Here is a 25,742-nt window from a genome sequence, read left to right as displayed (position 1 = left end):
CGCCCCCTTACCCTTTAAACGGATTGCGCGGGGCCGGAGTGGCGGAAGTGCCCTTAGACGGATAGGCCGGTAGCACCGCTGTGTCATCGTTAGAGACAATGCCCAGCTTTTTCTCCTCCATGCGCTGCTGCTGGCGCGCGCGGATCTGGTCATATTTTTCCTTCGACGAGGCGCTGTAGCTATCGTCATCCCGCAGAACGGTGGTATGGATAAAGACCATCAGGTTACGTTTCGAGGTATCCTGGGAGGTGTAGCGGAACAGCTGTCCCACCAGCGGAAGATCCCCCAGCAGCGGCACTTTCGAGACATTCTGTTTGGTGACGTTCTCCATTAACCCGCCGAGCACTACCGTCTGCCCACTGTGCACCATCACTTCGTTATTGATGGTACGGGTGTTGAAGGTTGGACCGAGGCTGGCATCTTCCGTCGCGCTGGCATCCACGCTGGAAACTTCCTGCTCAATCTTCAGGTGGATGATGTCACCGTCGTTGATCTGCGGAATAATTTTCAGCTTGGTACCGACCGTCTTACGCTCCACCGAGTTAAAGACATTATCGCCGCTGGTGGTCTGCGAGCCGGACAGGACCGGCACATCCTGACCCACGTTGAACGACGCCTCTTTGTTATCCAGGGTGACCACACTCGGGGTTGAGAGAATGTCGTTTTTACCGTCAGTAGAGAGGGCGGTCATCAGCGCGCCAAAATCACCGTTAAAGAAGCCGGTCGCCATACCGGTAAAGCTGGTCCCTTTCATGGTACCGTTCTTGATCTGGCTGATTGGCAGACCGGTGGCACCAAACTGCACGCCGCCATGTTTGCCGGTCCACTGCACGCCAAGGTCGAGGCCGTTGCCGTCCTGCACTTCGGCAATGATCGCTTCTACCAGCACCTGCGGACGGCGGATGTCGAGTTTGTCGATCACTTTTTCCAGCGAGTTCATCACGTTAGGCTGGGCGGTGATCACCAGTGAGTTGGTGGCCTCGTCGGCAGTGATATTCAGATCGCTGCTGGCGGAGGCCGTTTTGCTTTTTGACGCTGGCGCTTTGTCTTTCAGCTGTTCGCCAATGCCGGTGAGCACCGGCACGACTTTGCTGGCATTGGCATATTTCAGATAGAAAACGCGGGTATTGCCCTCGTTGTTCTGCTCCCGATCGAGCTCACTTACCAGCGACCGGGTGCGCGCGCGGGCCTCTTCCGAGCCGCTGATCACCAGGCTGTTGGTCTCGTCATCGGCAACGACTTTCGTCGCCAGCTGCGGCGCGTTCTGCCCTTTTTGCTCTTCGTTGTTGAGATTGTTCAACATATCGGAGAGCGCTTTGGCTGAGGCATAGCGTAGCGGTACGATTTCGCGACGCTGCATGCCGGAGCGATCGACCCGCTGGACCAGATCCACCAGCCGGTTCACCACCGAGGCTTTACCGGTCAGCAGCAGCACGTTAGAGGGTTCAAAGTGGACCACGTTACCCATGCCGGAGGCATCGTTCAGCTGGCGCAGCAGCGGCGCCAGCTCACGCACCGGCACATTTTCCATCCGCACCACGCGAGTGATAATCTCATCGCCTTTGCCGGGATGCTGACTGTCCGCCAGCGGCACGCCCGCGGTACGCGCCACCGTGGAACGCACCACTTTCACCATGCCGTTATCCATCGGGATCACCGACAGACCGTACAGATCCAGCACGCTCAGGAAGAACTGATAGTATTCCTCTTCCGTAAGCACGTTATAGGTCTTAACCGATACGTTGCCCTGCACGGAGGGATCGACCAGGATGGTTTTATTAAGGTTGCGCCCTACCGTATCGATAAATTCTCGAATATCGGTGTTCTTAAAACTGGCGCTGAAGTTCGCCGCCATCACCGAACTGGAAATAAAAGAGGCGGCAGTCAGCGCGAGACATGCCCAGGGAAATTTCTTCATCTCATTACACTTGTTAATTGGTTAATACATTAACCCGAATATTTTCAAGGTGAGCGTGGCGTCTGACTACGACTTCCGCTTCTCTCATTTTCGACCAGCTGGCAATAATACTTTTTGCCTGCTCCGCTCGCGTCATATCGACGGAATTCACTTTCACTACCACATCCCCCTTTTCCAGCCCGCTCGCGCTAAAAAAGGAAGAGGCATTTTTGGGCTTGATTTGATAGCCTTCGAGCTGCCCTTTTTCGATATAGGGTTTCAGCACCAGATAATCGTCAAGATGGACATTATCCGCCCCGGCATCGCCTTTAGGCTTCAGTGCGGGCGAAGAATTGATGTCGCCTTTGAAATAGTCAGGGCGTTTTAACGCCAGCACCTGCCGCTCGCCCTCGTAACTCACCACCACGTTATCGGGATTAATTTCATCAATGTAGGCATCGTTGTAACCGGGCAGCGGGTCGCCTTCACGCAGACTCTTCTGCCCGACAGGCGTTTTGATAACGGCGAAGGAGAGCCACGCTTCGTCGCTGTTGATGATGCCGTCCACCTCGGCAGAAATGCTCTTTTTTGCCGCCTGCTGTGCCACGGGTTGGTTAACCGCTGGCTGGAAAAGGGCAAAGTCCTGCTCTGACTGTCGCATGCGGGAAAGCGCGGGTGCCTTATTCGGGTCGGAATTGGCCGCCTTTTTATACGCTTTAAATACGACATATCCCTGCTGGCCGCTAAATATCAGCAGAACAAACATTACGCATGGCGCAATAAACCGGGAATAGAGCTGCATTTTCATTTTTAATAGTGACCTTTTAGTCAATGCAGAAGTTAGCAGCCTGGCGCTGCACCTGAAAACTCTGAAATAGTAATAATGATGTGCCTCCCGCTCCATCGGGTTTGCCACTAACTATAATACAGAAAAATATTGACCAGATAATTAACCGATGTTAGTCAGTCGACGCAGGTTATTTTTCTCCTCACGCAAAATTGACCCTTTACCGCGCTTCCCTTACTTTCCCGGGTGACATTTGGTCAATGAAATAGATCGGTGAAGCGTTATGTTCCTCAGCCATTTTAAATTTACCCGCCCCCCCTTCAGGAGCGCAGCCCGCCCCTGCGGCAGTTTCTTTGCGGCCTATCATCAGGATGTCTTCGGCATGCTGGCAGAGAAATCAACCGTGCCCGGGATTGTGGCGCTGTTTGGCGATGACGAGGCACTGCTCAACACCTTCACCGGACACCTACTGGCGAACGCCTCCGCCGGGGTTGCCGTTAACGCTTTTCCAAAGCTAAGCGCGAAGGGGCTGCTGTATAAACTCAGCGCCCAGACCAAAGAGGCCAGCAACAAAATTCAGGCTGTTGACGCGGTACTGCGCCAGTGGCACGAAAAATACCCAGCCAGCAAAACGAGTGGCATGGTCGTGACCCTCTCCGCCGTTCAGGCGATGCGCGATAACGGCTGGGAGGCGCTGGGCATGCTGCTCTCCCGGGCGCAGGAGTGCGATCTGTCGTTGACGCTGGTCCTGACCGGTACCCCTGATCAGGATGCGCGTCTGATGAAGCGCTCTGGGCTGGCGTCCCGGGTGCATACCCGCCATACCTTGCGCCCGCTCACCTGTCGCGAAGTGATGCGCTATGTTGAGGCGCAATCGCAGGAGCATGGGGCGGAAACGTCCCCCTTTACCCCTGCCCGCATACGCCGGATGCACGCCCTGACCAGAGGATCGGTGAGCCAGCTGAACGCGCTGGCGCACCTGTCGCTACTGGCGGCCTGGACCGAACGGGCGCCCGGCGTGGGGCCACGCCATTTACGTCTGGCGGCGGGTGAAGTGCTGCCGCGCAACACCCATCGCAAAACCCTGGCGACGGTCGGCCTGTTCGCCAGCGTGCTGTTTGCCGCCTGCGGATGGTATTTCTCGGGCGCCATCACAGCGAAACTCCCCGTGCCGCTGCCTGTTCCGGCAAGCTGGAAACAGACAGTCCGCACACCGCAGGCGCCGGTTCTGCCGACCCTTGATAAAGAGGTGGTGAATGCGCCGGACGCCATGCATCAGCTCTACACCATGTGGGGGTACGATCCCTCAACGGACGAGGCGCTTTGCCAGAATGCCGCCCGGGTGAATCTCATCTGTAAACAGGGCAACGCCTCGCTGCAGGCGCTGGAAAAAGAGGGCTATCCGTGGGTGAGTGAACTGAAAACCGGCGATCACCTGAACTATGCGGTGGTAGCCCGCGTTGGGGCAAACTCGCTGGATCTGCTGCTGAATAATCGCACCTGGCAGGTGAAGCGCAGCTGGTTTAACGCCCACGCCACCGGGAATTACACGTTATTGCACCGTCTGACCCCGGCAGGACAAGATATGGTCGGCGCCGCCAGCAGCCGCCAGGATCTGGCCTGGATTGATACACAACTCAGCCAGGCGCTGCATGAACCCGAAACCCATGCTCACACCTGGACGCAGACGCTGGTGCAGCGCACCCGCGAATTTCAGGCCCAGGCAAGGCTGAACGTTGACGGTATGCCGGGGGAAGAGACGCTGATGCAGCTAATGCGGGCCAATAACACTATTCCGACGGTTCTCTCCCCGGTCGCTGACACCGCACCGCATGTTCTGGCGCAAGGAAAAACGCACTAATGTCTACTATATGCCTCGCTGCCCAGCGCAGCTTTAATACCGGCGAGGCGGTCTGGTTCTCTTACCGCCTTCCCGCGTTGCATAGGATCGCCTTCCGAACTTTGGCCTGCTTATGCTGCGTGGGGGCCATTTTGATTGCCGGGCTGTACGCCCATCTCTACTGGAATCTTCGACATCCGGCGCCGATCCCCAAACCGGTGAGCGTGGCGCAACCGGATACGCAGCTTTCGGAGATGCATTATGTTTATGTCTCAAAACCGTTCCCGGAACCGAAACCAAAAGCTGCGGAGTATGCCGCACCACCGCTACCGTCAGACGATCCGTTGATGATGGATAAGTCATTAGACTGGCAGCAGGCTCCGGACAATGACATTTCCAGTGAACCGTTGCCCGATACGCATACCGCCCGGCAAGAAACAGATGCCGATTCACTAAAAGAACGGTTTATGGAGGCGCTGAAAGAGCAGCAGCAAGATTATTTGCAGGGAAAGATACCGGATGCGCCGGTTGATGAGACGCAATATGATTCTGAGACGACGAATCGGGTGATAAATCAGACGGCAGCGTTAAAAACAGAAAAAATAGATGCATCGATGCGAAAAAAATCTCCACAGGCGTTAACCCATGGAGATATTCGTAATGGTTATCAGTAGCGTTCAGGCAGGCTGGTGATATTTATTAATTTGCCTTTTTCAACCACAATGTAATGACCTTTTTTCAGGTCTGAGAGAATTTTAATAATGGTGCTGCGCGCCAGGCTGGTGTATTCCTGAATATAGTCATATACGTTAATATCACGATTCTGATGAACAATCAGGTCATTAATTTCGAGGAGGAATTCCCGGACTATAGAATAAGCACTGCGGGCCACCAGAATATCATCGCGCTTGCTCAGTATGTCGATATACCAGATTAAGTACTGGCTGAATTCTGGCCAAAGGTTTTTCTCGCTAATAAGACGTTCGAATTCATCACGTCTGATGGTGCGAATGATGGTGGTATCGCGTACCAGACCGTACATGCGGGAGGCGGTGTTATAGATGGCTGAGATGCCTAAAAATCCGGCCTGACGCATGGTAAACATACTTAACTCGTCAGAGTTACGACGAATTTCGATTTCACCGCTGACCATCACATGAACATATTGTGAATCGGCGGTAATAATTTTCTGCCATTTTTTTAATGTTTTTTCAGGATAATCCGCCGTAGCGGCAACAAGGGCGTCAATCGCCTTTTTCGGTCGATTATTTTTACAGTATACGTTTAACATTATTATGCCTGTTTAATTTTTTTATGGATAAAGCAGCCCACTGCGTCAGAAACGTCGCAACAGATAATTCAAAATAATTTTGCTGAGAATGACTATCAAATAATATTTGCTCTACCTAATAGTTAGCAAGCTATATGCACATATTATATTCGGGTAATTTTAAGTCAATTAACTAAAAATGAATCACAAATGAACCTAAGATTAATCTTAAGGTCGATACAGAGAAAACTACCTCAATAGTGATAGTCGAGGCTTATCCCTGGCCATATTTTTCAAGTAACGCTTCGGCGATAGCAATTGTTTCTCTATCAGAAACACCATTCCATAATTGCGGTCTGAAATGCATCTGAAAAGCCATAATAATGCGCTTTTGTTGTGCGGGCGAAATATTATCTGGAACATCATATCCGTAGCGAGATAATAAACTGAGGAGTGTGGCACTGTCTGCGGGTTGATAAGGCGGTTGCCCGTTCAGATAAAACGCCACCCGGGCCGGATCCGGCCAGGCGCCTATCCCCTGCTGCGCCAGCGCCTGCCAGGGGAACAACGGACCGGGATCGTCCTTGCGCTGCGGGGCGATGTCCGCGTGGGCGACCACGTTCTGGGGTTTGATGTCGTAACGCTGGATAATATCTTTCGCCAGTGGGATCAGGGCAGCGATCTGCGCCGGTTCGAAGGGAACAAAGCGTTTCTGGCCGTTAATTTTTTGCCAGCCGCGGTTTTCCAGCTCAATGCCAATAGAGGTGTCATTAATACGCGTGGCGCCACGCCAGAAGCTGACGCCGGCATGCCAGGCCAGATCCCGCTCCGGCACCAGCTGCCAGATCCGCGGTTTTCCTTTATGCAGGGGCGGGATCGCCGGGATCAAATAGTGGGAGCTGACGTTTTTATCGGTCAGGGTGGCCAGCGAGCTGTCAAAATCGTCGGCGGTGTAATGGATAACCAGCACCTTAACACGCGGATAGGCCGCCTGCGCCTGACGCCGGGTGTCCAGCTCATAGGCCCCTTTCTCGACAATCCCTTTTTCTGCCGCACAGCCTGCCAGCAGCAGCGCCAGCAGGAGGGGTGCAAAAGCCTGCTTCATCGGCGCGTTTTCACCGCCGTACCGCTGACGCTAACCATCAGCATGCTGGCATCTTTGCCGACGGTTTCGTAATCGATATCGATCCCCACTACCGCGTCAGCCCCCATCGCCTTCGCCTGCTCGCCCATCTCCCTGAAGGCAATTTCACGGGCTTTACGCAGCTCTTTCTCATAGGCGCCGGAGCGGCCACCCACGATATCGCGGATGCCGGCAAAAAAGTCGCGGAAGACGTTGGCGCCGAGTATGGCTTCCCCGGTCACCACGCCGCAGTATTCGCTGATGGGTTGTCCTTCCAGAGTGGGGGTGGTTGAAAATTGCATCCTGATCTCCTTTGCGCGGTTAAGGGCCTAAGCGGTTAAGAACAAAATCATTATCTGCTCGTTACGCTATGATTTAAAGGTTAGTTAATTATTGCAGCCTAATAAGGAAATCATCATGCGCTATTCTGCTTTGACGCTTTTAGTGCCTTGCGCGCTGCTGCTCAGCGCCTGCACAACGCCAGTCACCCCGGCCTTTAAGGACATCGGTACCCGCAGCGGCAGCTGCATCACCGGCGGGCCGGATGCCGTGGCTCAACAGTTCTATGACTACAGCATTACGCACCGCAGCAATGACCTCACCGCCCTGCGCCCCTACCTGAGCGACGGCCTGGCCCAGCTGCTGAGCGATGCCAGCCGCGATCCGCAGCACCGTAACCTGCTGAAAGACGATCCTTTCTCCAGCCGCACCACCGCGCCTGAAAAAGCAGAAGTCTCCAGCGCATCGACCATCCCGAATACCGATGCGCGAAATATTCCGCTGCGCGTCAAGCTGACGCAGGGTAGCCAGACCTGGCAGGATGAAGTGTTGATGATCCGGGAAGGTCAGTGCTGGGCTATCGACGACGTGCGCTACCTGGGCGGCACTGTCCACGCCCCGGCTGGCACCCTGCGCCAGTCGATTGAAAACCGCTAAACGCGCGCGTTTCAGACCGTTAACCAGGGGAAAACCCCGTAAAATGTCTGGCATTTCGCGAGGAATGCCGACATTTATTCTCGTCGACCTGCCCTTCCGCTATTTTGTGCTATGTTTAGGTATGGATACGGTTTATATTTAACTTTTAACGCAGTTATATTGCATAACTATTCTGTCAACGGTACTATTTGCGGCCTCAATTGCTATAGATTGCCTGGATGAGTAAAGACTGCCCCGATGAGTATTCAACTAAACGGCATTAACTGCTTTTACGGCGCACACCAGGCGCTGTTCGACATCACCCTGAATTGCCCTGAGGGCGAAACGCTGGTTCTGCTTGGTCCCAGCGGCGCGGGTAAAAGCTCGCTGCTTCGCGTCCTTAATCTGCTTGAAATGCCCCGCTCCGGTACGCTGGATATTGCGGGCAACCACTTCAATTTTGCGAAAGCCCCTTCTGAGAAAGCGATCCGCGATCTGCGCCAGAATGTCGGCATGGTCTTTCAGCAATATAATCTCTGGCCGCACCTCACCGTGCAGCAGAACCTGATTGAAGCGCCGTGCCGCGTGCTGGGCCTGTCAAAAGAGCAGGCGCTGGCACGTGCCGAGAAGCTGCTGGAACGTCTGCGCCTGAAGCCCTACAGCGACCGTTATCCGCTGCACCTTTCCGGGGGCCAGCAGCAGCGTGTGGCCATTGCCCGCGCCCTGATGATGGAGCCGCAGGTTCTCCTGTTTGATGAACCCACCGCCGCGCTCGACCCGGAAATCACTGCCCAGATCGTCAGTATCATTCGCGAGCTGGCGGAGACCAACATTACCCAGGTGATCGTGACTCACGAGGTGGAAGTGGCGCGTAAAACCGCCAGCCGTGTGGTCTATATGGAAAACGGTCATATTGTGGAGCAAGGGGATGCGCGCTGCTTTGCCGAGCCGCAGACCGATGCATTCAGAAATTATCTGTCTCACTAATCGAACCGAGAGAACGACAATGAAAAAAATAGTGATTGCCGCGCTGCTTGCCAGCGTTAGCCTCTCTGCCACCGCAGCACAGACCATCCGTTTTGCCACGGAAGCCTCCTACCCTCCGTTTGAGTCTATGGATGCGAATAACAAGATTGTGGGCTTTGACGTGGATCTGGCCAACGCCCTGTGTAAAGAGATCGACGCCACCTGTACCTTCTCCAACCAGTCTTTCGACAGCCTGATCCCAAGCCTGAAATTCCGTCGTATCGACGCGGTGATGGCCGGTATGGACATCACCCCGGAACGTGAGAAGCAGGTTCTGTTCAGTACGCCGTACTATGAGAACTCCGCCCTGTTCATCGGTCAGAAGGGTAAATATGCCTCTATCGACGCGCTGAAAGGCAAGAAAGTGGGCGTGCAGAACGGCACCACCCACCAGAAATTCATCATGGATAAGCACCCGGAAATCACCACCGTGCCTTACGACAGCTACCAGAACGCCCGTCTGGATCTGCAGAATGGCCGTATCGACGCCGTCTTTGGTGATAACGCGGTGGTGACCGAATGGCTGAAAGCGAACGACAAGCTGGCCGCGGTGGGCGATAAAGTGACGGATAAAGACTACTTCGGCACCGGTCTTGGCATTGCTGTTCGTCAGGGCAACACCGAGCTGCAGCAGAAATTCAACACTGCGCTGGAAAAAGTGAAGAAAGATGGCACCTACGATTCCATCTACAACAAATGGTTCCAGAAGTAAGATCTGATGAACGAAATTTTTCCATTAGCAAGCGCCGCCGGGATGACCGTCGGCCTTGCCGTTTGTGCGCTGATCATCGGCCTGGTGCTGGCGATGATCTTTGCCGTGTGGGAGTCGGCTAAGTGGCGACCTGTCGCCTGGGCCGGCTCAGCACTGGTGACCCTGCTGCGCGGCCTGCCGGAAATTCTGGTGGTGCTGTTTATTTACTTTGGCTCCTCGCAGCTGCTGCTGACGCTGTCGGACGGCTTTACGCTCAATCTGGGCGTGGTGCAGATCCCGATTCAGATGCAGATTGAAAACTTTGACGTCAGCCCGTTCCTGTGCGGTGTGATTGCCCTCTCCCTGCTCTACTCCGCCTATGCCTCGCAAACCCTGCGCGGCGCGCTGAAAGCGGTGCCGGTGGGACAGTGGGAGTCTGGTCAGGCGCTGGGGCTGTCGAAAACCGCCATTTTCTTCCGTCTGGTGATGCCGCAGATGTGGCGTCATGCCCTGCCGGGGCTCGGCAACCAGTGGCTGGTGCTGTTGAAAGATACCGCGCTGGTGAGCTTAATCAGCGTTAACGACCTGATGCTGCAAACCAAAAGCATTGCCACCCGTACTCAGGAGCCTTTTACCTGGTACATCGTGGCGGCGGCCATCTACCTGGTGATCACGTTGCTCAGTCAGTACATTCTCAAGCGTATTGATCTGCGTGCGACGCGTTTTGAACGGAGACCAGGCTGATGCTTGAGTATTTACCCGAACTGATGAAAGGGCTGCATACCAGCCTGACGCTGACGGTGGCCTCGATTATCGTGGCGCTGATCCTGGCGCTGATTTTTACCATCATCCTGACGCTCAAAACGCCGGTGCTGGTGTGGATTGTGCGCGGCTATATCACCCTGTTTACCGGCACGCCGCTGCTGGTGCAGATCTTCCTGATTTATTACGGCCCGGGCCAGTTCCCCACGCTGCAGGAATATCCGGTGCTGTGGCATCTGCTCTCGGAGCCGTGGCTCTGCGCCCTGCTCGCCCTCTCGCTGAACAGTGCCGCCTATACCACGCAGCTCTTCTACGGTGCGATCCGCGCCATTCCGGACGGCCAGTGGCAGTCCTGCGGCGCGCTGGGGATGAGCAAGAAAGATACGCTGGCGATCCTCCTGCCCTACGCCTTTAAACGCGCCCTCTCGTCATATTCCAACGAAGTGGTGCTGGTGTTTAAAAGTACGTCACTGGCCTACACCATCACCCTGATGGAGGTGATGGGCCACGGACAGCTGCTGTACGGTCGTACCTACGATGTGATGGTGTTTGGCGCCGCAGGTATTATCTACCTCATCGTCAACGGCCTGCTGACGCTGCTGATGCGTCTGGTTGAACGCAGAGCCCTCGCCTTCGAACGCCGCAATTAAAACTGCATATGTTTGACTTAAGAAAGACGGGAAGCCCATAAACCTTCCCGTCTTTTTTATTTTTCAATTAATATTTAATCATTTTTATTGCATATAAATTCATTAAGTGGCAATGTAACTCCCAGCCGCAGACACGGCACATAATGACAAGATTGACAGACGGGAGCTTCATCATGAAAAAGTTAGTTCTGGCCGCTTTACTCGCTACCTTCGCCGCAGGCGCCTCTGCTGCCGATAAAATCAACTTCGGTGTTTCTGCGACCTATCCACCGTTCGAATCACTGGATGCCAGCAACCAGATTGTCGGGTTTGATATCGACCTGGCGAAAGCGCTGTGCAAGCAGATGCAGGCCGAGTGCACCTTTACTAACCACGCCTTTGACAGCCTGATCCCGTCCCTGAAATTTAAAAAATATGACGCGGTGATCTCCGGCATGGATATCACGCCGGAGCGTAGCAAGCAGGTCGCCTTCACCGAGCCGTACTACGCCAACTCCGCGGTGGTGATTGCCAAAAAAGGCCAGTACACCTCCTTTGAGCAGCTGAAAGGCAAGCGTATCGGCATGGAAAACGGCACCACGCACCAGAAATACCTCCAGGATAAGCACCCGGAAGTGAAAACCGTCGCCTATGACAGCTACCAGAATGCGATTATCGACCTGAAAAATGGCCGTATTGATGGCGTGTTTGGCGATACCGCGGTGGTGAACGAGTGGCTGAAGACCAACCCGCAGCTGGGTACCGCCACCGATAAAGTGACCGATCCGCAGTACTTCGGCACCGGCCTGGGCATCGCAGTTCGTCCGGATAACAAAGCCCTGGTAGAGAAACTGAACGGTGCCCTGAAAGCGATTAAAGCCGACGGCACGTATCAGAAAATCAGCGGCCAGTGGTTCCCGCAGTAAGCCTGTTTTGCCGGGTGGCGCTAATGCTTACCCGGCCTGCGAATGGTGCTGTCTGATGCCCGGTGGCGGCTACGCCTTACCGGGCCTACGGATGGTGCGGTTTGTGGTTTTGTAGGCCGGGTCAGGCGAAGCCGCCACCCGGCGTTTTTATAACGGCACATAGAAGCGAAAACGCGCCCCTTTCGCCGCCTCCATCAGCCTGATCCCCCCGCCGTGCAGTTCCAGCATTCTTTTGACGATCAACAGCCCCAGCCCGCCGCGATTATCCCGCGACGCCTGCTGGCTCAGCGCTGAAGGCCGCATAAAGAGATCGGCGCGCAGGTGTTCATCCACCCCCGGCCCGCTGTCGTTGACTTCCACCTGCAATTGCTCGCCCTCCAGCCACACCTTCAGCCCGATCTCACCGCCCGGCGGCGTATGCCGGATGGCGTTATCCAGCAGATTGGTGACCACCCGCTCGATCATCGACAGATCGGCGTTGATCATCAGCAGCTGGCGCGGCACGTCGATATGCAGCCGCAGCTTGCGCGTCTCTACCGCCAGGTCAAACTTTTGCGCCACGTCGGAGATGAGCTCCCCGATAGCAAAGCGCTCGCGCTGGGGCTTGATGCTGCCGTGCTCAAGGCGCGCCAGCTCAAACAGCTGCTGCGACAGATGGCGCACTTTATGCCCCTGACGCAGGGCAATGGCGAGATAGTGCTGCGTCTCCTCTGCGGATAGCGTACCCGATTTCAGCGACAAAGTTTCCAGATAGCCCAGCAGCGCGGTCAGCGGGGTACGCAGATCGTGGGAGATATTGGCGATAAACTCCCGGCGCTGCCGGTCGCTGTCGGCCAGCTGATCCCACTGGCTGGCAATCTGCTGCGCCAGTTCGATAAAGGTGTTGCGCAGCAGGGCCACTTCATCAGAGGGCGCGGTCTGTATGGGCTGGGTGGCAAGCTGCTTGATGACGTGCATACTCTCGCGATCCAGGCCGCTCACCTCGTCGGTTAACTGCTTCACCGGCCGGGTCACCCAGTACCAGACCAGGCCGCCCGCCAGCGCGCCGAAAAGGGCCACCAGCAGCAGCGACCAGAGCACCGTGCTCCAGAGCGTTTTCTGCCATGCCTGTTCCGCCAGCGCGTTCAGCTCTTCACCCTGCAAAATGATGTAGAGATAGCCGCGCAGCACGCCGTCCTGATGCAGCGGCACGGCGCTAAAGACCTTCTCTCCCGTCAGGCTGCGCGGGTCGTCGCCGTAGACCGGCATCATCCCGCCGCTCAGGAACTGCTGTACCGGCGCAACGGCGAGGCGCTGGCGTTTGATATGCCCCGGCGGCGCGGCATCGGCAAGGATCTGCCCGTCCGGGGAGAGGATGTAGAGTTCCACGCTGGGGTTGTAGGTCATCAGCCTGTCGAACAGCGGCTTGAGACGGGAGCGATCCACCTGCCCGTGTGCATCCAGCAGGGTTTCGCGCTGGGCAATGTGCTGCGCCAGCCCGCCGGAGAGGCGCTGCACCATGGCGTTGCCATACTGCATGCTGGTCCAGAGCTGCACCGCGCAGGCCACCGCCGCACAGCCTGTCAGCAGGAGGATGAAGATCAGGGTGAGACGGCGGATCATAGCGGGCGTTCCGCAAACAGATAGCCTTTACCCCAGACGGTGCGGATGATCTCCGGCTCGGCGGCATCTTTCTCAATTTTTACCCGCAGACGATTGATATGGGTGTTGACGGTGTGCTCGTACCCTTCGTGCTGGTATCCCCACACCTGTTCGAGCAGGGCGAGCCGGGAGAAGACCTCGCCTGGATGGCGGGCAAAAAAGTAAAGTAAGTCGAACTCGCGCGGCGTCAGGTCAACCACCTCGCCGCGCAGCAGCACGCTGCGGGCCAGCGGGTCGATGGTCAGGCCGTGGGCATTAATCAGCCCGGACGTTTGCTGCCCCATCGCCTGCTGACGACGGAACAGCGCCCGGATGCGCGCCACCAGCTCCTGCACCGAGAAGGGTTTAGCCAGATAGTCATCGGCCCCGGTTTCCAGGCCCAGAATACGCTCGGTTTCGCTGCTGCGGGCGCTGATGATAATCACCGGCAGGTAGTGGTCCCGGGCGCGGATCGTTCTACAGAGGGTCAGCCCGTCAACGTTGGGCAGCATCAGATCGAGGATCACCGCGTCCCAGTGAGGTTGCCCGAGCAGCTGCTGCGCCCTGCCCCCGTCCGCTTCATGGGTAATCACGTAACCTTCGTCTTCTAAATTGAGGCGCAGTAATGCGGCGATATCGCCGTCGTCCTCCACCAGCAGGATGTGCTTCATCGGTCAGCCTTATTGAATCTTAACTGCTAAAGCTTACCCGATTTCCGGGGAGGGAAACGTTCACATTTTGTTTAAGATTGTCGCCGGGTGGCGGCTACGCCTTACCCGGCCTGGGAAACCGTAGGCCCGTGCAAGCGTAGCGCCGCCGGGCAAGGTCTCAGGATTTAACTAATAGCGTCAGCACTTCATAGTGTGCAGTATGCGGGAACATATCGAACAGCTGCACCCGCGCAATCCGGTAACCGGGCAGGTCGCGAATGTCTTTCGCCATCGTCTGGGCGTTGCAGCTGGAGTAGATAATAAACTCTGGCGCCATCTGGCTCAGGTAGTCACACAGCGCCCTACCGATACCGCGGCGCGGCGGGTTTACCAGCACCAGCTCCGGCACGTTGCCCTGGCCGGTGGCAAACTGCGTCGAATCGAGCGCCTGGAAGTGCAGATTCGTCAGCCCCAGTTCCGCGGCGGACTGAGTGGCACAGGCGATCGCCTCGGCGGAGATCTCAATCCCGGTCAGCTGCATCTGCGGGGTGGCGCAGTGCAGGCCAAAGCCGCCGACGCCGCAGAAGAGATCCCACATATGGTTAACCGGCAGACCACGCACCCAGTCGCGTGCGGTGGCGTACAGCTCGCTTGCCACGGTCGGGTTGGTCTGGAAGAAGCTCTTCGGGCGGATCCACAGCGGCACGTCGTTAAAACGCTCTGCCAGCGCCTGAGCGTCGGTGAGGAAGATCTCCTCTTCCCCTTCCATGATCGCCATATGCACCGGCTGAATATTGGCGGTAATCACCTTCAGCTGCGGCAGCTGTTCCTTTAGCCACGGCAGCGCCGCGCGCAGCTGGGGCAGCTTGGCCTCAGAGCGCAGCACAAAGCGCAGCATCATCCCGCCATCAAGCTGGCTTTCGGTGAGCAGAATGTACTTTAACTCGCCGCGCTTGCGTTCCACGTTGTAGGGCGTCAGGCCCGCGCGGGCAATAAAGGGTTTCAGGGCGGCAAAGACCGGCGCGAACGAGGCCGGATAGAGCGGGCAGTCGGTCAGATCGACAGGGGTGCCGTCGCGGTGCAGCATGCCGAGCAGCGGTTTTTCGACGCTGCCGCTGACTACCATTTTGGCTTTATTGCGAAACGCCTGTTCCGGCCCGCTGACCGGCGCGCACCACTCCGCCACCGGCAGGCCAGAGAGCAGCGTCTGCAAATCGGTCATTTTGGCGGAAAGTTGTGAAGAGACCGGCTGCGCTATCCACTGACAGGAGCGACAGCGACCGGCATCATAGAGTGCGCACTGCATAACGAAACCTTAATACGTCTGGGGGCAGCGATTATACACGTTATTGCAGACGGAAAAACCGTCGGCTGGCCGCAGGCACAAACAGCAGGCCGAGCACCAGAATGTCGGGCAGTTTTTGCATCACCAGAGTGTGGAAAATCTCGCGCTTTGACTCGCCAGGGATGCTGAACAGCTCGGGATAGCCGTAACCCAGCGAGGCGGACCACAGATAGCCGGTGGCGGTGATCTGAGTCAGCAGGTAGATAATCCGCGCCCAGTTACGCCCTTTCACCAGCGAAAAAGCGCAGTAAATTTCGATAAAGACCAGCATCAGGCTGGCGAAAAAGACCAGCGTCAGGCTCCAGGTCTGTACGCTGCGGTGAACAAATTCGCTCAGCCCGCGCATCCCCAGCGTATTGAAAATCATAAACACATCGAGGCAGCGGATCATGATAATGGCGAGCGCCGCCACCTGCACCAGTGCAGGAACGTTCAGACGGGCATGCGAACGGCTTGTTTTCGTGAAAAATCCCAACGTGATGTCTTCCATGAAACGATGCCGCGATAACGCGGCATCTTAATTTCGCTTCTTTGCAGATTTTAGGAGCTTCAGCCGCGTCTTGCACGCTGGATATCGCGCTGACGCTGTTTTTCAGACCGCGCCATCAGATACCAGGCAATCAGCCCGATGATGCCAACCACGCCGAGAATCAGCGTCGCCAGGGCGTTGATCTCCGGGTTGACCCCCATGCGCACGCTGGAGAAGACCAGCATCGGCAGCGTGGTGGCCCCCGGGCCGGAGACAAAGCTGGCGATCACCAGGTCGTCCAGCGACAGGGTAAAGGCCAGCAGCCAGCCGGAGATCACTGCCGGCATGATCATCGGCAGGGTGATGATGAAGAAGACCTTCAGCGGCGTCGCCCCGAGATCCATCGCCGCCTCTTCAATGGAGTGGTCCAGCTCGCGCAGGCGCGAGGAGATGACCACCGCCACATAGGCGGTACAGAAGGTGACGTGGGCCAGCCAGATGGTGAGCATGCCACGATCCGATGGCCAGCCGATGGCATGCCCCATGGCGACAAACAGCAGCAGCAGCGACAGGCCGGTGATGACATCGGGCATCACCAGCGGGGCAGTGATCATAAAGGCGAAGCCGTTGGCCCCGCGAAAACGACCAAAGCGCACCATCACCACCGCGGCAATCGTGCCCAGAATGGCCGCCATCGTCGCCGCGCAGGCGGCAATGGTCAGGCTCAGGCCCACGGCGCTCATCATCGCCTCGTCGCGGAACAGCTCGCCGTACCAGCGCGTTGACCAGCCCGCCCACACCGTCACCAGCTTCGAGCTGTTAAAGGAGTAGATCACCAGCATCAGCATCGGCGCATAGAGGAAGGTAAAGCCGAGGACCAGGATCAGGATCCGCCACGGAGAGCGCACTACCGGTAAATTGTTCATCCGTGATCTCCCATCTGTTTCTGCTGGTACTTGTGGAACCACATGATCGGCACGATCAACAGCAGCAACATCACGATCGCCACCGCCGAGGCCACCGGCCAGTCGCGGTTATTAAAGAACTCCTGCCAGAGCACGCGGCCAATCATGATGCTGTCCGGGCCGCCGAGCAGTTCCGGGATCACAAACTCCCCCACCGCCGGGATAAACACCAGCATCGACCCGGCGATAATCCCACCTTTGGTCAGCGGCACTATCACGCTGAAGAAGGTTTTCATCGGACGGGCACCGAGATCCAGCGCCGCCTCCACCAGCGAGTAGTCGATGCGCGTCAGGGCGGTGTAGATAGGCAGCACCATAAACGGCAGATAGGCGTAGACAATGCCGATATAGACCGCCAGATTGGTGTGCAGAATGGTCAGCGGCTGGTCGATAACCCCGAGCCAGAGCAGAACGTTATTCAGCACGCCGTTGTTTTTCAGGATCCCCATCCAGGCATAAACGCGGATCAGAAACGAGGTCCACGAGGGTAAAATCACCAGCAGCAGCAGAATATTACGCGTTGAGGGCTTGCTGTGCGCCACCGCCCACGCCAGCGGATAGGCCAGCAGCAGACAGCAGATCGTCGAGATAGCCGCGACCTGCAACGACTGCAGATAGGCCTCAAAATAGAGTGGATCCTCGGTCAGCTGCAGGAAGTTGCCCAGGTTAAGCATGATCGACAGCTGACTGTCCCCCCACTCCAGCAGATCGCTGTAGGGTGGGATCGCCCGCGCCATCTCCGCCAGGCTGATTTTGAACACAATCAGGAACGGCAGCAGAAACAGCAGGATCAGCCACAGATAGGGCAGCGCAATCACCAGCTTACGCCCGTGAGCCATTTGCATACGGGTCAGCCAGCTGGTATCAATGCCCGCCGCTACGCGGGTCGCAGGTTCAGGTTTGTTCATCGCCCTTCCTTATACCGTCAGCACAACGCAGCTATCGGCTTCCCAGCACAGACGCACTTCGTCACCCCAGGTTGGCAACCCCTTGCGGTAGCGGAAGGTGTTCTGCAATTGCGCACTGATCATCTGCCCGCTCTTCAGGCGGACATGGTAGATGGAGAGATCGCCGAGGTAGGCGATATGCACCACCTCCCCCACGGCAAAGTTGTAGCCATCCGCGGGCGCCTCTTCGCAGAGGGTGATTTTTTCCGGGCGCAGGGCCACGTAGACCGGCACGTTATCCACTACCGAGTTGTCCGCCGCCACTTTCAGGGGATGGATCAGCCCCGGTGAGTCAATCACCAGCCCGTCCTCTTCGCGGCTTTTCAGCAGCCCTTCAAATACGTTCATGGAGCCGATAAATTCGGCGCTGTAGCGGGTGGTCGGGTGCTCGTAAATCTCTTCCGGCTCGCCAATCTGCACGAACTTGCCGCGGTTCATGATGGCGATACGCCCGGCCATGGTCATCGCCTCTTCCTGGTCGTGGGTTACCATCACGCAGGTCACGCCCACGCGCTCGAGAATATCCACCACTTCCAGCTGCATACGGTCGCGCAGCTTTTTATCCAGCGCCCCCATCGGCTCATCGAGCAGCAGCAGCTTTGGCCGCTTCGCCAGGCTACGGGCCAGGGCCACGCGCTGACGCTGGCCGCCGGAGAGCTGGTGCGGCTTGCGCTTCGCAAACTCCTGCATATGCACCAGGCTCAGCATTTCGGCCACGCGGGCGGTGATTTCCGCTTTTGGCAGTTTGTCCTGCTTCAGGCCAAAGGCGATGTTCTGCTCCACGGTCATGTGCGGAAAGAGGGCATAAGACTGGAACATCATATTGATCGGGCGCTGATAGGGCGGCACCCGGGAGAGGTCGACGCCATCCAGCATAATCTGCCCGGCGCTGGGCTGTTCAAACCCGGCGAGCATGCGCAGCAAGGTCGATTTCCCGCAGCCAGATGCGCCAAGCAGAGCAAAAATTTCACCTTTGTAGATAGTCAGGCTGACATCATCCACGGCATTCTGACCATCAAAAGATTTGGTCAGGTTACGGATTTCCAGCAGCGGGGTCAGCGCTTTACGGGTTTTCGCCTGCGGGCGGGGGATCGCGTCGTTCACGGGGTGCTCTCCGGCATCAATCAAAATGGTGCAGGCGCACCAGAACGGTGCGCCTGTTGCCGGGGGCGCTACGCTTGCCCGGCCTACGACGAACGGTTATTTACCGCTTTTCACTTTCGTCCACGCCCGGGTACGGACGCGGTCAATTTTCGGCTCCTGCACGCTCAGGGTAAACATCTTGGCGCGCACCTCTGCCGGCGGGTAGATCCCCGGGTTATCACGCACTTCAGCGCTGACAAGTTTCGTGGCCTCTTTGTTGCCGTTGGCATAGAAGACGTGGTCAGAGATGTGGGCGATAACTTCCGGACGCAGCAGATAGTTCAGGAACTGATAGGCTTCCTCTTTGTTTTTTGCATCGGCTGGCATCGCGAAGACGTCAAAGAAGGCCATTGCCCCCTCTTTCGGGATTGAATAGGCGATATTCACGCCGTTTTTCGCCTCTTTCGCGCGGTTCGCCGCCTGCCACACGTCCCCTGCCCAACCGATGGCTACGCAGATATCGCCGTTTGCCAGATCGTTGATGTACTGGGAGGAGTGGAAGTAACGGATATTTGGACGCAGCTTCAGCAGCAGGTCGGTGGCCGGACCGGTGTAGTCATCCGCTTTGGTGCTGTTGGGATCTTTGCCGAGATAGTTCAGGACGGTGGCAAAAATCTCTTCAGGCGCATCAAGGAACGACACGCCGCAGCTTTTCAGCTTCTCGAGGTTCTCTGGCTTCAGCACCAGGTCCCAGCTGTTTACCGGCGCATCGGCACCCAGCACCTGTTTCACTTTCTCGACGTTATAGCCAATGCCGGTGGTGGCCCACATGTACGGCATGGCGTATTTATTGTCCGGATCGTGTTTGGCGATAAGCTTCAGCAGCTCAGGGTCGAGGTTTTTCCAGTCCGGCAGTTTGCTTTTATCCAGCGGCTGGAACACGCCCGCAGAGAGCTGACGTTCCAGGAAGCTGGCTGACGGTACGACCAGGTCAAAGCCGGTGCTGCCCGCCATCAGTTTGCCTTCCAGCACTTCGTTAGAATCGAAGACGTCATAGACGACTTTAATCCCGGTCTCTTTTTCAAAATTGGCCACCGTATCCGGGGCGATATAATCAGACCAGTTGTAGATATGCAGCGTTTTTTGCTCTGCCGCCAGCGAGCCTGCAGAGACCGCCATCAGCGCGCCCGCAACCAGACCCGATAACCATTTTTTATTTAAAGCGATCATAGCGTTAATCCTTCTGAAAGCACGTTAACAAACGCACTAAAAATGAACACTCTTAGCCTATGCAAGAAACGTGCATAATTTATCACTCCGCCTGTAGCAGAAGATGTTACTCAGGTGGCTGTATCTGCTCGCGTTTAACAGCATCGCAAGAATAAACTGTAGCTTGTCTCCGTAGCTATAGCTCAGATTAAAAAACGCCTTTTAACAATTTTTTATGCAAGAAGTATCTATGTGATAAGCCGAATTGGCGGGATGGCGGTGAATAATTCTTTAAAGAAAGGTTAAAGTCAGCAGAAAAACGGGTGTTATGCAGCCGCCACAACAGCGACTGCCTAAATGTCAGACAGCTTTAGTGCAGAAAATTGCCCGCAGATTCAGGCTGCTCAGCGCCCTCTTCGGCGTTGTAGAGCAGATGATGGGCGCTGGCTTCCAGCATCACCATAGAGATCTGCTCTTCGCTCTGCTGGATAAAGGCCGCGAACTGCGGGAAGGTCAGCCCAACGGACGCGGATAAAGACTGGCAAACCACCAGCTTTGGCAGATTATCATCCTGTATATCGAGAAATGCTTTTACCGTCAAAGAACTGGCATTGATGGCGGACAAATCCGATGCTAAGGCCAGCAGCGCCGAGGGTTTGACCTCCGCCAGCGCGGAGAAAAGAATGACGTCATTGATCAGATCGAGCTTGGCATCGAACACGCCGTCAAAGTTTTGCATGTGCGGCAGGTGCAGCGCCTGGCAGGTGTCGCATTCAAAAAAGCTGACGCCCATGTTGTCCAGCCAGTGGCGTAACGTATCAAGTGTCGGTACTACAAGTGAATCCATAACGGTGGAACCCCTTCAAAAAAATAGTGCCTGGCCCAGGCCACACGGCGCGGCAGGCCAGTTATCCGCCCGTTTTCAGGCAAAACTCCGGCGTGGCATGGCGTTCAATCCAGCCGATCATCTTCCCGGCGATATCAATCCCGGTGGTTTTCTCAATGCCTTCCAGCCCTGGCGAGGCGTTGACTTCCATCACCAGCGGCCCTCTGTCGGCGCGTAAGATATCGACCCCGGCAACGTCCAGCCCCAGGGTTCTGGCGGCCAGCAGGGCCATCTCCCGCTCGCGTGGGGTGATCTCCACCACCCGGGCTACGCCGCCCCGATGCAGGTTAGAGCGAAAATCGCCCTCTTTCGCCTGACGCTCGATGGACGCAACCACTTCATCGCCCACCACCAGGCAGCGAATATCGCGCCCTTTCGCCTCTTTAATGTACTCCTGCACCAGAATGTGCGCGTTCAGGCCGCGAAACGCATCCACCACGCTCTCTGCCGCCTGGCGGGTTTCGGCCAGCACCACGCCAATGCCCTGGGTGCCTTCAACCAGTTTAACCACCAATGGCGCGCCGCCGACCATCTCGATCAGATCGTGGGTGTCGTCGGGCGAATGGGCAATACCGGTGATCGGCAGGTCGATTCCCTGGCGGGCCAGCAGTTGCAGGGAGCGTAGTTTGTCACGCGCCCGGGTGATCGCCACGGATTCATTCAGCGGATAACTGCCGAGCAGCTCAAACTGGCGCAGCGCGGCGGTGCCATAAAAGGTGATAGCCGAGCCAATGCGCGGAATAACCGCGTCAAAATGCGGCAGCTGGCGCCCTTTATAGTGAATAGAAGATGCCGCCGGGCTGATATTCATATAGCAGGACAGCGGATCGAGGATTTCCACCAGATGGCCGCGCTGCTGCGCCGCTTCACGCAGGCGTTTACACGACCAGAGCGTTCCATCCCGGGACAATATGGCAATTTTCACCCTGCACCTCTCAGACATGATCTGGTAAAAGCCTGCGTATCATACACGCAGGCAGGCGCAGGATGAATGGACTTATCGCGTCGCCCAGCCCTGTTTGTGCAAATAGTCGAGAATAAACGGACGATTTTCTTTGATAATGGTGCGCCGGATATGGTCGCTCCAGGTGTCGCGGCGGTTATTGGTCGCGCGGCTGAGGTAGTAGTTCGCCAGCTCCTCGTCGTACTGCGCCAGCACCGCTTTATCGACCGGTTGGTAGTGGTTTTCATGCATCACCATCGCCGCAGGCAGGCGCGGCTTGACGTCCGGGTTATCCGCAGGCCAGCCCAGGCAGAGGCCAAACAGCGGCAGGACATGCTTCGGCAGCTGCAGCAGCTCGGTCACCGCCTCAATGCTGTTGCGGATGCCGCCAATGTAAACCCCACCCAGCCCCAGCGACTCCGCCGCGGTCATGGCGTTCTGCGCCAGCATTGCGGTATCCACCACGCCCAACAGGAGCTGCTCGGCGAGTCCCAGCTGTGCTTCGGGGCAAATTTGCAGATGGCGGTTGAAGTCGGCGCAGAAGACCCAGAATTCCGCCGCCTCGGCCACGTGCTTCTGCCCGCCGGTGAGGGTCACCAGCTGTTCACGCATCGCGGGATCGGTGATGCGGATGATGGAGCTGCACTGGAGGAAGCTGGAGCTGGAGGTTCCCTGCGCGCCGGCAAGAATGGCCTCACGCTGGGCATCGCTGATGGGTTGATCGGTAAAATGGCGAATGGAACGGTGGGAACGAAGCAGATCAATTACGGGCGTCATGCGGTCTCTCTGTACGGGCGTTAATGACAATATCGCCAGTATAGGCAAAGAAAAGGCGGCTGTAATTGGCGAAACATAGCCTGGAGGTATCAATGTAACAGGCAGAACCTGCTTTTCATTACCGATAGTTATCGGCAATATAGCGTCATTCGCCGTCAGGCTTCGTTTCAGGAGAGAGAACATGTTTGCAGTAATTTTTGGACGTCCAGGCTGCCCTTACTGTGTGCGCGCTAAAGATCTGGCAGAAAAACTGACCGCCGAGCGTGATGATTTTAACTACCGCTACGTAGACATTCATGCCGAAGGCATCACCAAAGCCGATCTGGAAAAAACCGTCGGTAAGCCGGTTGAAACCGTACCGCAGATCTTCCTCGATCAGACCCACATCGGCGGCTTTACCGATTTTGAAGCCTATGCCAAAGCACACCTCGGGCTGTTTGCTGCCCAGTAAGCCTTTCTCGCCCTCACTCTGAGGGCGTTTTTATTCTTGCCCGGCGGTTCTCCAGCGCCCGGCGCACGAACAGAAAGAACAGCGCCCCCAACGCACACCAGAAGACCCCACTTAACAGCCAGGCCATCTCCTGCACAATCGTGCGTGAAGGGATAAAGACCAGACGCATCACCACCAGACAGAGGGGCGCGGCGAGTATTGCGCCGAGCAGCGGCCGGATGACCTCTCCTCCGCGGGAGACAAAACTGGCGGCAGCACCGGGCAAGGTGAAGAACAATAATCCCAGCTCAGGACGCCCGGCGGCAATAAATGCCCCCCTTACGTTGAACGTCAGGCAGATGCACACGCCGGTGAAAAGTAAAAAACAGCAAGCCACCCCAAACCAGTTACGTTTAATATTCAAATCGTCCCCCTACAGCGCGGGCAAATTCATTTTTCGTCCACTGGACGCACAATCAGATGGTTTATATGGCATTCCATGCCTGAACGGCGCGTCGTTACGCAATCACGAGCAGATGTTGCTGTCTGTTATAAATAAAGTAATAGTTTGGTATTATTATTCGATATATATTATAGTGTGCGGCCGGGAGCCGCAGCGCTCCTCAACACCGGGAAAACAGTAGCCTAAATCACCTGTCCCTTCAACCACTTACTGGTAAACAAGAAGTTATCCTTCGTGAACATAAACGTCGCAGAATTGTTAAACGGGAATTACATCCTGCTATTATTTGTGGTACTGGCGCTGGGCCTGTGCCTGGGTAAATTACGCCTGGGATCAATCCAACTTGGTAATTCTATTGGCGTTTTAGTCGTCTCGTTATTATTAGGCCAGCAGCATTTCAGTATTAACACGGATGCCCTTAATCTGGGCTTTATGCTGTTTATTTTTTGCGTCGGTGTTGAAGCCGGACCTAACTTTTTTTCTATTTTCTTCCGCGACGGCAAAAATTACCTGATGCTGGCGCTGGTGATGGTCGGCAGCGCCCTGCTGATTGCGTTAGGCTTAGGCAAACTGTTTGGCTGGGATATCGGCCTGACGGCGGGCATGCTGGCCGGTTCGATGACCTCCACGCCGGTGCTGGTTGGCGCGGGAGATACGCTGCGCCATCTGGGGCTGGATAACGCCCAGCTCTCTATGGCGTTAGATCACCTCAGCCTTGGCTATGCCCTGACCTATCTGATTGGTCTGGTGAGCCTGATCGTGGGGGCTCGCTATCTGCCGAAGTTACAGCATCAGGATCTGCAGACCAGCGCCCAGCAAATCGCCCGCGAACGCGGTCTGGATACGGACAGCAAACGCAAAGTCTACCTCCCGGTGATCCGCGCCTACCGTGTCGGCCCGGAGCTGGTGGCCTGGGCAGACGGTAAAAACCTGCGCGAGCTGGGCATTTATCGCCAGACCGGCTGCTATATCGAACGCATCCGCCGTAACGGCATTCTGGCGAACCCGGACGGCGACGCGGTGTTGCAGATGGGGGACGATATCGCCCTGGTGGGTTATCCGGATGCGCACGCCCGTCTCGACCCGAGCTTCCGTAACGGCAAAGAAGTCTTCGACCGCGACCTGCTGGACATGCGCATCGTCACCGAAGAGATCGTGGTGAAAAACCACAACGCCGTGGGCCGCCGCCTGGGACAGCTTAAACTGACCGACCACGGCTGCTTCCTCAACCGGGTGATCCGCAGCCAGATCGAGATGCCTATCGATGACAACATCGTGCTGAACAAAGGCGACGTGTTGCAGGTGAGCGGCGACACGCGCCGCGTGAAGACCGTTGCCGACCGCATCGGCTTTATCTCCATTCACAGCCAGGTGACCGACCTGCTCGCCTTCTGCGCATTCTTTATCGTCGGCCTGATGATCGGGATGATCACCTTCCAGTTCAGCAATTTCAGCTTTGGCATCGGCAACGCTGCCGGCCTGCTGTTCGCCGGGATCATGCTCGGCTTCCTGCGCGCCAACCACCCTACCTTCGGCTATATCCCCCAGGGGGCGCTGAACATGGTGAAAGAGTTTGGCCTGATGGTGTTTATGGCGGGTGTCGGCTTAAGCGCAGGTAGCGGCATTGGCCACAGCCTGGGCGCGGTGGGCTGGCAGATGCTGGTGGCAGGGCTGATCGTCAGCCTGGTGCCGGTGGTGATCTGTTTCCTGTTCGGTGCCTACGTGCTGCGTATGAACCGCGCCATGCTGTTTGGCGCCATGATGGGGGCGCGAACCTGTGCGCCTGCGATGGAAATCATCAGCGATACCGCGCGCAGCAACATTCCGGCGCTGGGCTACGCGGGCACCTATGCCATCGCTAACGTATTGTTAACCCTCGCGGGGACGCTAATCATCATCATCTGGCCGGGTCTGGGATAAAAAATTTTTGCGCAATGACGAAAAAATTTTCGCTATGCGCAGAACTTTTCTGCCAGACGTCAGTCATAACTATTGCCACTGCTTTTCTTTGATGTCCCCAATTTGTGGAGCCCATCAACCCCGCCGTTTTGGTTCAAGGTTGATGGGTTTTTTGTTGCCTGAAACCCTG

27 protein-coding genes are annotated in these 25,742 nt (G+C 56.5%); 10 read left to right on the top strand and 17 right to left on the bottom strand.

What is annotated here, in order from left to right; translation table 11 throughout:
• Positions 1-7: 7 nt before the first annotated feature.
• Together gspD and gspC are read right to left on the bottom strand one after the other, a co-directional pair.
• Positions 8-1,918 carry a type II secretion system secretin GspD gene (gene gspD / locus C2U54_RS12265; protein ID WP_103178875.1) on the bottom strand — a complete coding sequence of 637 codons (1,911 nt, stop codon included), beginning with the start codon at positions 1,916-1,918 and terminating at the stop codon, positions 8-10.
• 13 nt (positions 1,919-1,931) lie between these two features.
• Positions 1,932-2,663 (bottom strand): type II secretion system protein GspC, encoded by a 732-nt coding sequence (gene gspC / locus C2U54_RS12260; protein WP_103181054.1) that lies wholly within the window; start codon positions 2,661-2,663, stop codon positions 1,932-1,934.
• 304 nt (positions 2,664-2,967) lie between these two features.
• Between gspC and C2U54_RS12255 the strand changes: the two genes are divergently transcribed.
• Both C2U54_RS12255 and C2U54_RS12250 read left to right on the top strand, forming a co-directional pair.
• Positions 2,968-4,545 (top strand): ExeA family protein, encoded by a 1,578-nt coding sequence (locus C2U54_RS12255; RefSeq protein WP_103178874.1) that lies wholly within the window; start codon positions 2,968-2,970, stop codon positions 4,543-4,545.
• Positions 4,545-5,198, top strand: a complete 654-nt coding sequence (locus tag C2U54_RS12250) for a hypothetical protein (protein ID WP_197431837.1) — start codon at positions 4,545-4,547, stop codon at positions 5,196-5,198. Before C2U54_RS12255 ends, C2U54_RS12250 begins: the two co-directional genes overlap by 1 nt.
• On the opposite strand, the gene C2U54_RS12245 is transcribed toward C2U54_RS12250, so the two are convergent.
• The 3 genes from C2U54_RS12245 to C2U54_RS12235 all read right to left on the bottom strand — a co-directional run bounded on the left by C2U54_RS12245 (position 5,192) and on the right by C2U54_RS12235 (position 7,219).
• Entirely contained in the window at positions 5,192-5,815 is a 624-nt protein-coding gene (locus C2U54_RS12245; RefSeq protein WP_103178873.1) for a helix-turn-helix domain-containing protein, read from the bottom strand. The genes C2U54_RS12250 and C2U54_RS12245 overlap by 7 nt on opposite strands.
• Before the next feature lie 253 nt (positions 5,816-6,068).
• Positions 6,069-6,899 (bottom strand): N-acetylmuramoyl-L-alanine amidase, encoded by an 831-nt coding sequence (locus tag C2U54_RS12240; RefSeq protein WP_103178872.1) that lies wholly within the window; start codon positions 6,897-6,899, stop codon positions 6,069-6,071.
• Positions 6,896-7,219, bottom strand: coding sequence for a heavy metal-binding domain-containing protein (locus tag C2U54_RS12235; protein WP_103178871.1), 324 nt, complete (start codon positions 7,217-7,219; stop codon positions 6,896-6,898). The genes C2U54_RS12240 and C2U54_RS12235 overlap by 4 nt, the downstream gene beginning before the upstream one ends.
• A 115-nt stretch (positions 7,220-7,334) precedes the next feature.
• Here C2U54_RS12235 and C2U54_RS12230 point away from each other — a divergent pair, with 115 nt between their 5' ends.
• The 6 genes from C2U54_RS12230 (at position 7,335) to artJ (ending at position 11,866) form a co-directional block, all read left to right on the top strand.
• A complete protein-coding gene (locus tag C2U54_RS12230; RefSeq protein WP_103178870.1) occupies positions 7,335-7,853 on the top strand; it encodes a lipoprotein in 519 nt (172 codons plus the stop codon).
• Between the two features lie 237 nt (positions 7,854-8,090).
• Positions 8,091-8,819 carry an arginine ABC transporter ATP-binding protein ArtP gene (artP, locus tag C2U54_RS12225; protein WP_039029538.1) on the top strand — a complete coding sequence of 243 codons (729 nt, stop codon included), beginning with the start codon at positions 8,091-8,093 and terminating at the stop codon, positions 8,817-8,819.
• A gap of 19 nt (positions 8,820-8,838) precedes the next feature.
• Positions 8,839-9,570, top strand: coding sequence for an arginine ABC transporter substrate-binding protein ArtI (gene artI, locus C2U54_RS12220; RefSeq protein ID WP_103178869.1), 732 nt, complete (start codon positions 8,839-8,841; stop codon positions 9,568-9,570).
• 6 nt (positions 9,571-9,576) lie between these two features.
• The gene (artQ, locus tag C2U54_RS12215) at positions 9,577-10,293 is read left to right on the top strand and encodes an arginine ABC transporter permease ArtQ (RefSeq protein WP_103178868.1); all 717 of its coding nucleotides are present in this window, start codon (positions 9,577-9,579) and stop codon (positions 10,291-10,293) included.
• On the top strand, positions 10,293-10,961 hold the full coding sequence (artM, locus tag C2U54_RS12210; RefSeq protein WP_039029540.1) for an arginine ABC transporter permease ArtM: 669 nt from the start codon (positions 10,293-10,295) through the stop codon (positions 10,959-10,961). The genes artQ and artM overlap by 1 nt, the downstream gene beginning before the upstream one ends.
• 173 nt (positions 10,962-11,134) lie before the next feature.
• Entirely contained in the window at positions 11,135-11,866 is a 732-nt protein-coding gene (gene artJ / locus C2U54_RS12205; protein ID WP_103178867.1) for an arginine ABC transporter substrate-binding protein ArtJ, read from the top strand.
• Between the two features lie 147 nt (positions 11,867-12,013).
• On the opposite strand, the gene C2U54_RS12200 is transcribed toward artJ, so the two are convergent.
• The 11 genes from C2U54_RS12200 to nfsA form a co-directional block, all read right to left on the bottom strand.
• Entirely contained in the window at positions 12,014-13,468 is a 1,455-nt protein-coding gene (locus C2U54_RS12200) for a sensor histidine kinase (RefSeq protein WP_103178866.1), read from the bottom strand.
• On the bottom strand, positions 13,465-14,157 hold the full coding sequence (locus C2U54_RS12195) for a response regulator transcription factor (protein WP_103178865.1): 693 nt from the start codon (positions 14,155-14,157) through the stop codon (positions 13,465-13,467). Before C2U54_RS12195 ends, C2U54_RS12200 begins: the two co-directional genes overlap by 4 nt.
• A gap of 157 nt (positions 14,158-14,314) precedes the next feature.
• Entirely contained in the window at positions 14,315-15,442 is a 1,128-nt protein-coding gene (rlmC, locus tag C2U54_RS12190; protein WP_103178864.1) for a 23S rRNA (uracil(747)-C(5))-methyltransferase RlmC, read from the bottom strand.
• Positions 15,443-15,482: 40 nt separating this feature from the next.
• Complete coding sequence (locus C2U54_RS12185; protein WP_103178863.1) at positions 15,483-15,971, bottom strand: YbjO family protein; 489 nt, start codon at positions 15,969-15,971, stop codon at positions 15,483-15,485.
• Between the two features lie 59 nt (positions 15,972-16,030).
• A complete protein-coding gene (potI, locus tag C2U54_RS12180) occupies positions 16,031-16,876 on the bottom strand; it encodes a putrescine ABC transporter permease PotI (RefSeq protein WP_103178862.1) in 846 nt (281 codons plus the stop codon).
• A complete protein-coding gene (potH, locus tag C2U54_RS12175) occupies positions 16,873-17,823 on the bottom strand; it encodes a putrescine ABC transporter permease PotH (RefSeq protein ID WP_103178861.1) in 951 nt (316 codons plus the stop codon). Before potH ends, potI begins: the two co-directional genes overlap by 4 nt.
• Positions 17,824-17,832: 9 nt before the next feature.
• Entirely contained in the window at positions 17,833-18,966 is a 1,134-nt protein-coding gene (potG, locus tag C2U54_RS12170) for a putrescine ABC transporter ATP-binding subunit PotG (protein WP_103178860.1), read from the bottom strand.
• Between the two features lie 96 nt (positions 18,967-19,062).
• Positions 19,063-20,175 carry a spermidine/putrescine ABC transporter substrate-binding protein PotF gene (gene potF, locus C2U54_RS12165; protein WP_103178859.1) on the bottom strand — a complete coding sequence of 371 codons (1,113 nt, stop codon included), beginning with the start codon at positions 20,173-20,175 and terminating at the stop codon, positions 19,063-19,065.
• A 349-nt stretch (positions 20,176-20,524) separates the two neighbouring features.
• Positions 20,525-21,001 carry a YbjN domain-containing protein gene (locus C2U54_RS12160; protein WP_103178858.1) on the bottom strand — a complete coding sequence of 159 codons (477 nt, stop codon included), beginning with the start codon at positions 20,999-21,001 and terminating at the stop codon, positions 20,525-20,527.
• Positions 21,002-21,062: 61 nt separating this feature from the next.
• Positions 21,063-21,965, bottom strand: a complete 903-nt coding sequence (rimK, locus tag C2U54_RS12155; protein ID WP_103178857.1) for a 30S ribosomal protein S6--L-glutamate ligase — start codon at positions 21,963-21,965, stop codon at positions 21,063-21,065.
• A 72-nt stretch (positions 21,966-22,037) separates the two neighbouring features.
• Positions 22,038-22,760 carry an oxygen-insensitive NADPH nitroreductase gene (gene nfsA / locus C2U54_RS12150; RefSeq protein ID WP_103178856.1) on the bottom strand — a complete coding sequence of 241 codons (723 nt, stop codon included), beginning with the start codon at positions 22,758-22,760 and terminating at the stop codon, positions 22,038-22,040.
• A 181-nt stretch (positions 22,761-22,941) separates the two neighbouring features.
• Here nfsA and C2U54_RS12145 point away from each other — a divergent pair, with 181 nt between their 5' ends.
• On the top strand, positions 22,942-23,211 hold the full coding sequence (locus tag C2U54_RS12145) for a GrxA family glutaredoxin (RefSeq protein WP_103178855.1): 270 nt from the start codon (positions 22,942-22,944) through the stop codon (positions 23,209-23,211).
• A 13-nt stretch (positions 23,212-23,224) separates the two neighbouring features.
• On the opposite strand, the gene C2U54_RS12140 is transcribed toward C2U54_RS12145, so the two are convergent.
• Positions 23,225-23,614: an inner membrane protein YbjM gene (locus C2U54_RS12140; RefSeq protein ID WP_103178854.1), complete on the bottom strand. Its 390-nt coding sequence runs from the start codon at positions 23,612-23,614 to the stop codon at positions 23,225-23,227.
• Positions 23,615-23,887: 273 nt separating this feature from the next.
• Between C2U54_RS12140 and C2U54_RS12135 the strand changes: the two genes are divergently transcribed.
• Positions 23,888-25,573, top strand: coding sequence for an aspartate:alanine antiporter (locus C2U54_RS12135; protein WP_103178853.1), 1,686 nt, complete (start codon positions 23,888-23,890; stop codon positions 25,571-25,573).
• The last annotated feature ends 169 nt before the right edge of the window (positions 25,574-25,742 follow it).

Source organism: Leclercia sp. LSNIH1, from assembly GCF_002902985.1.
Lineage (GTDB): Bacteria > Pseudomonadota > Gammaproteobacteria > Enterobacterales > Enterobacteriaceae > Enterobacter.
The sequence above is the reverse complement of the archived record's forward strand: the minus strand, read 5'-3'. Positions and strand labels throughout refer to the sequence as shown.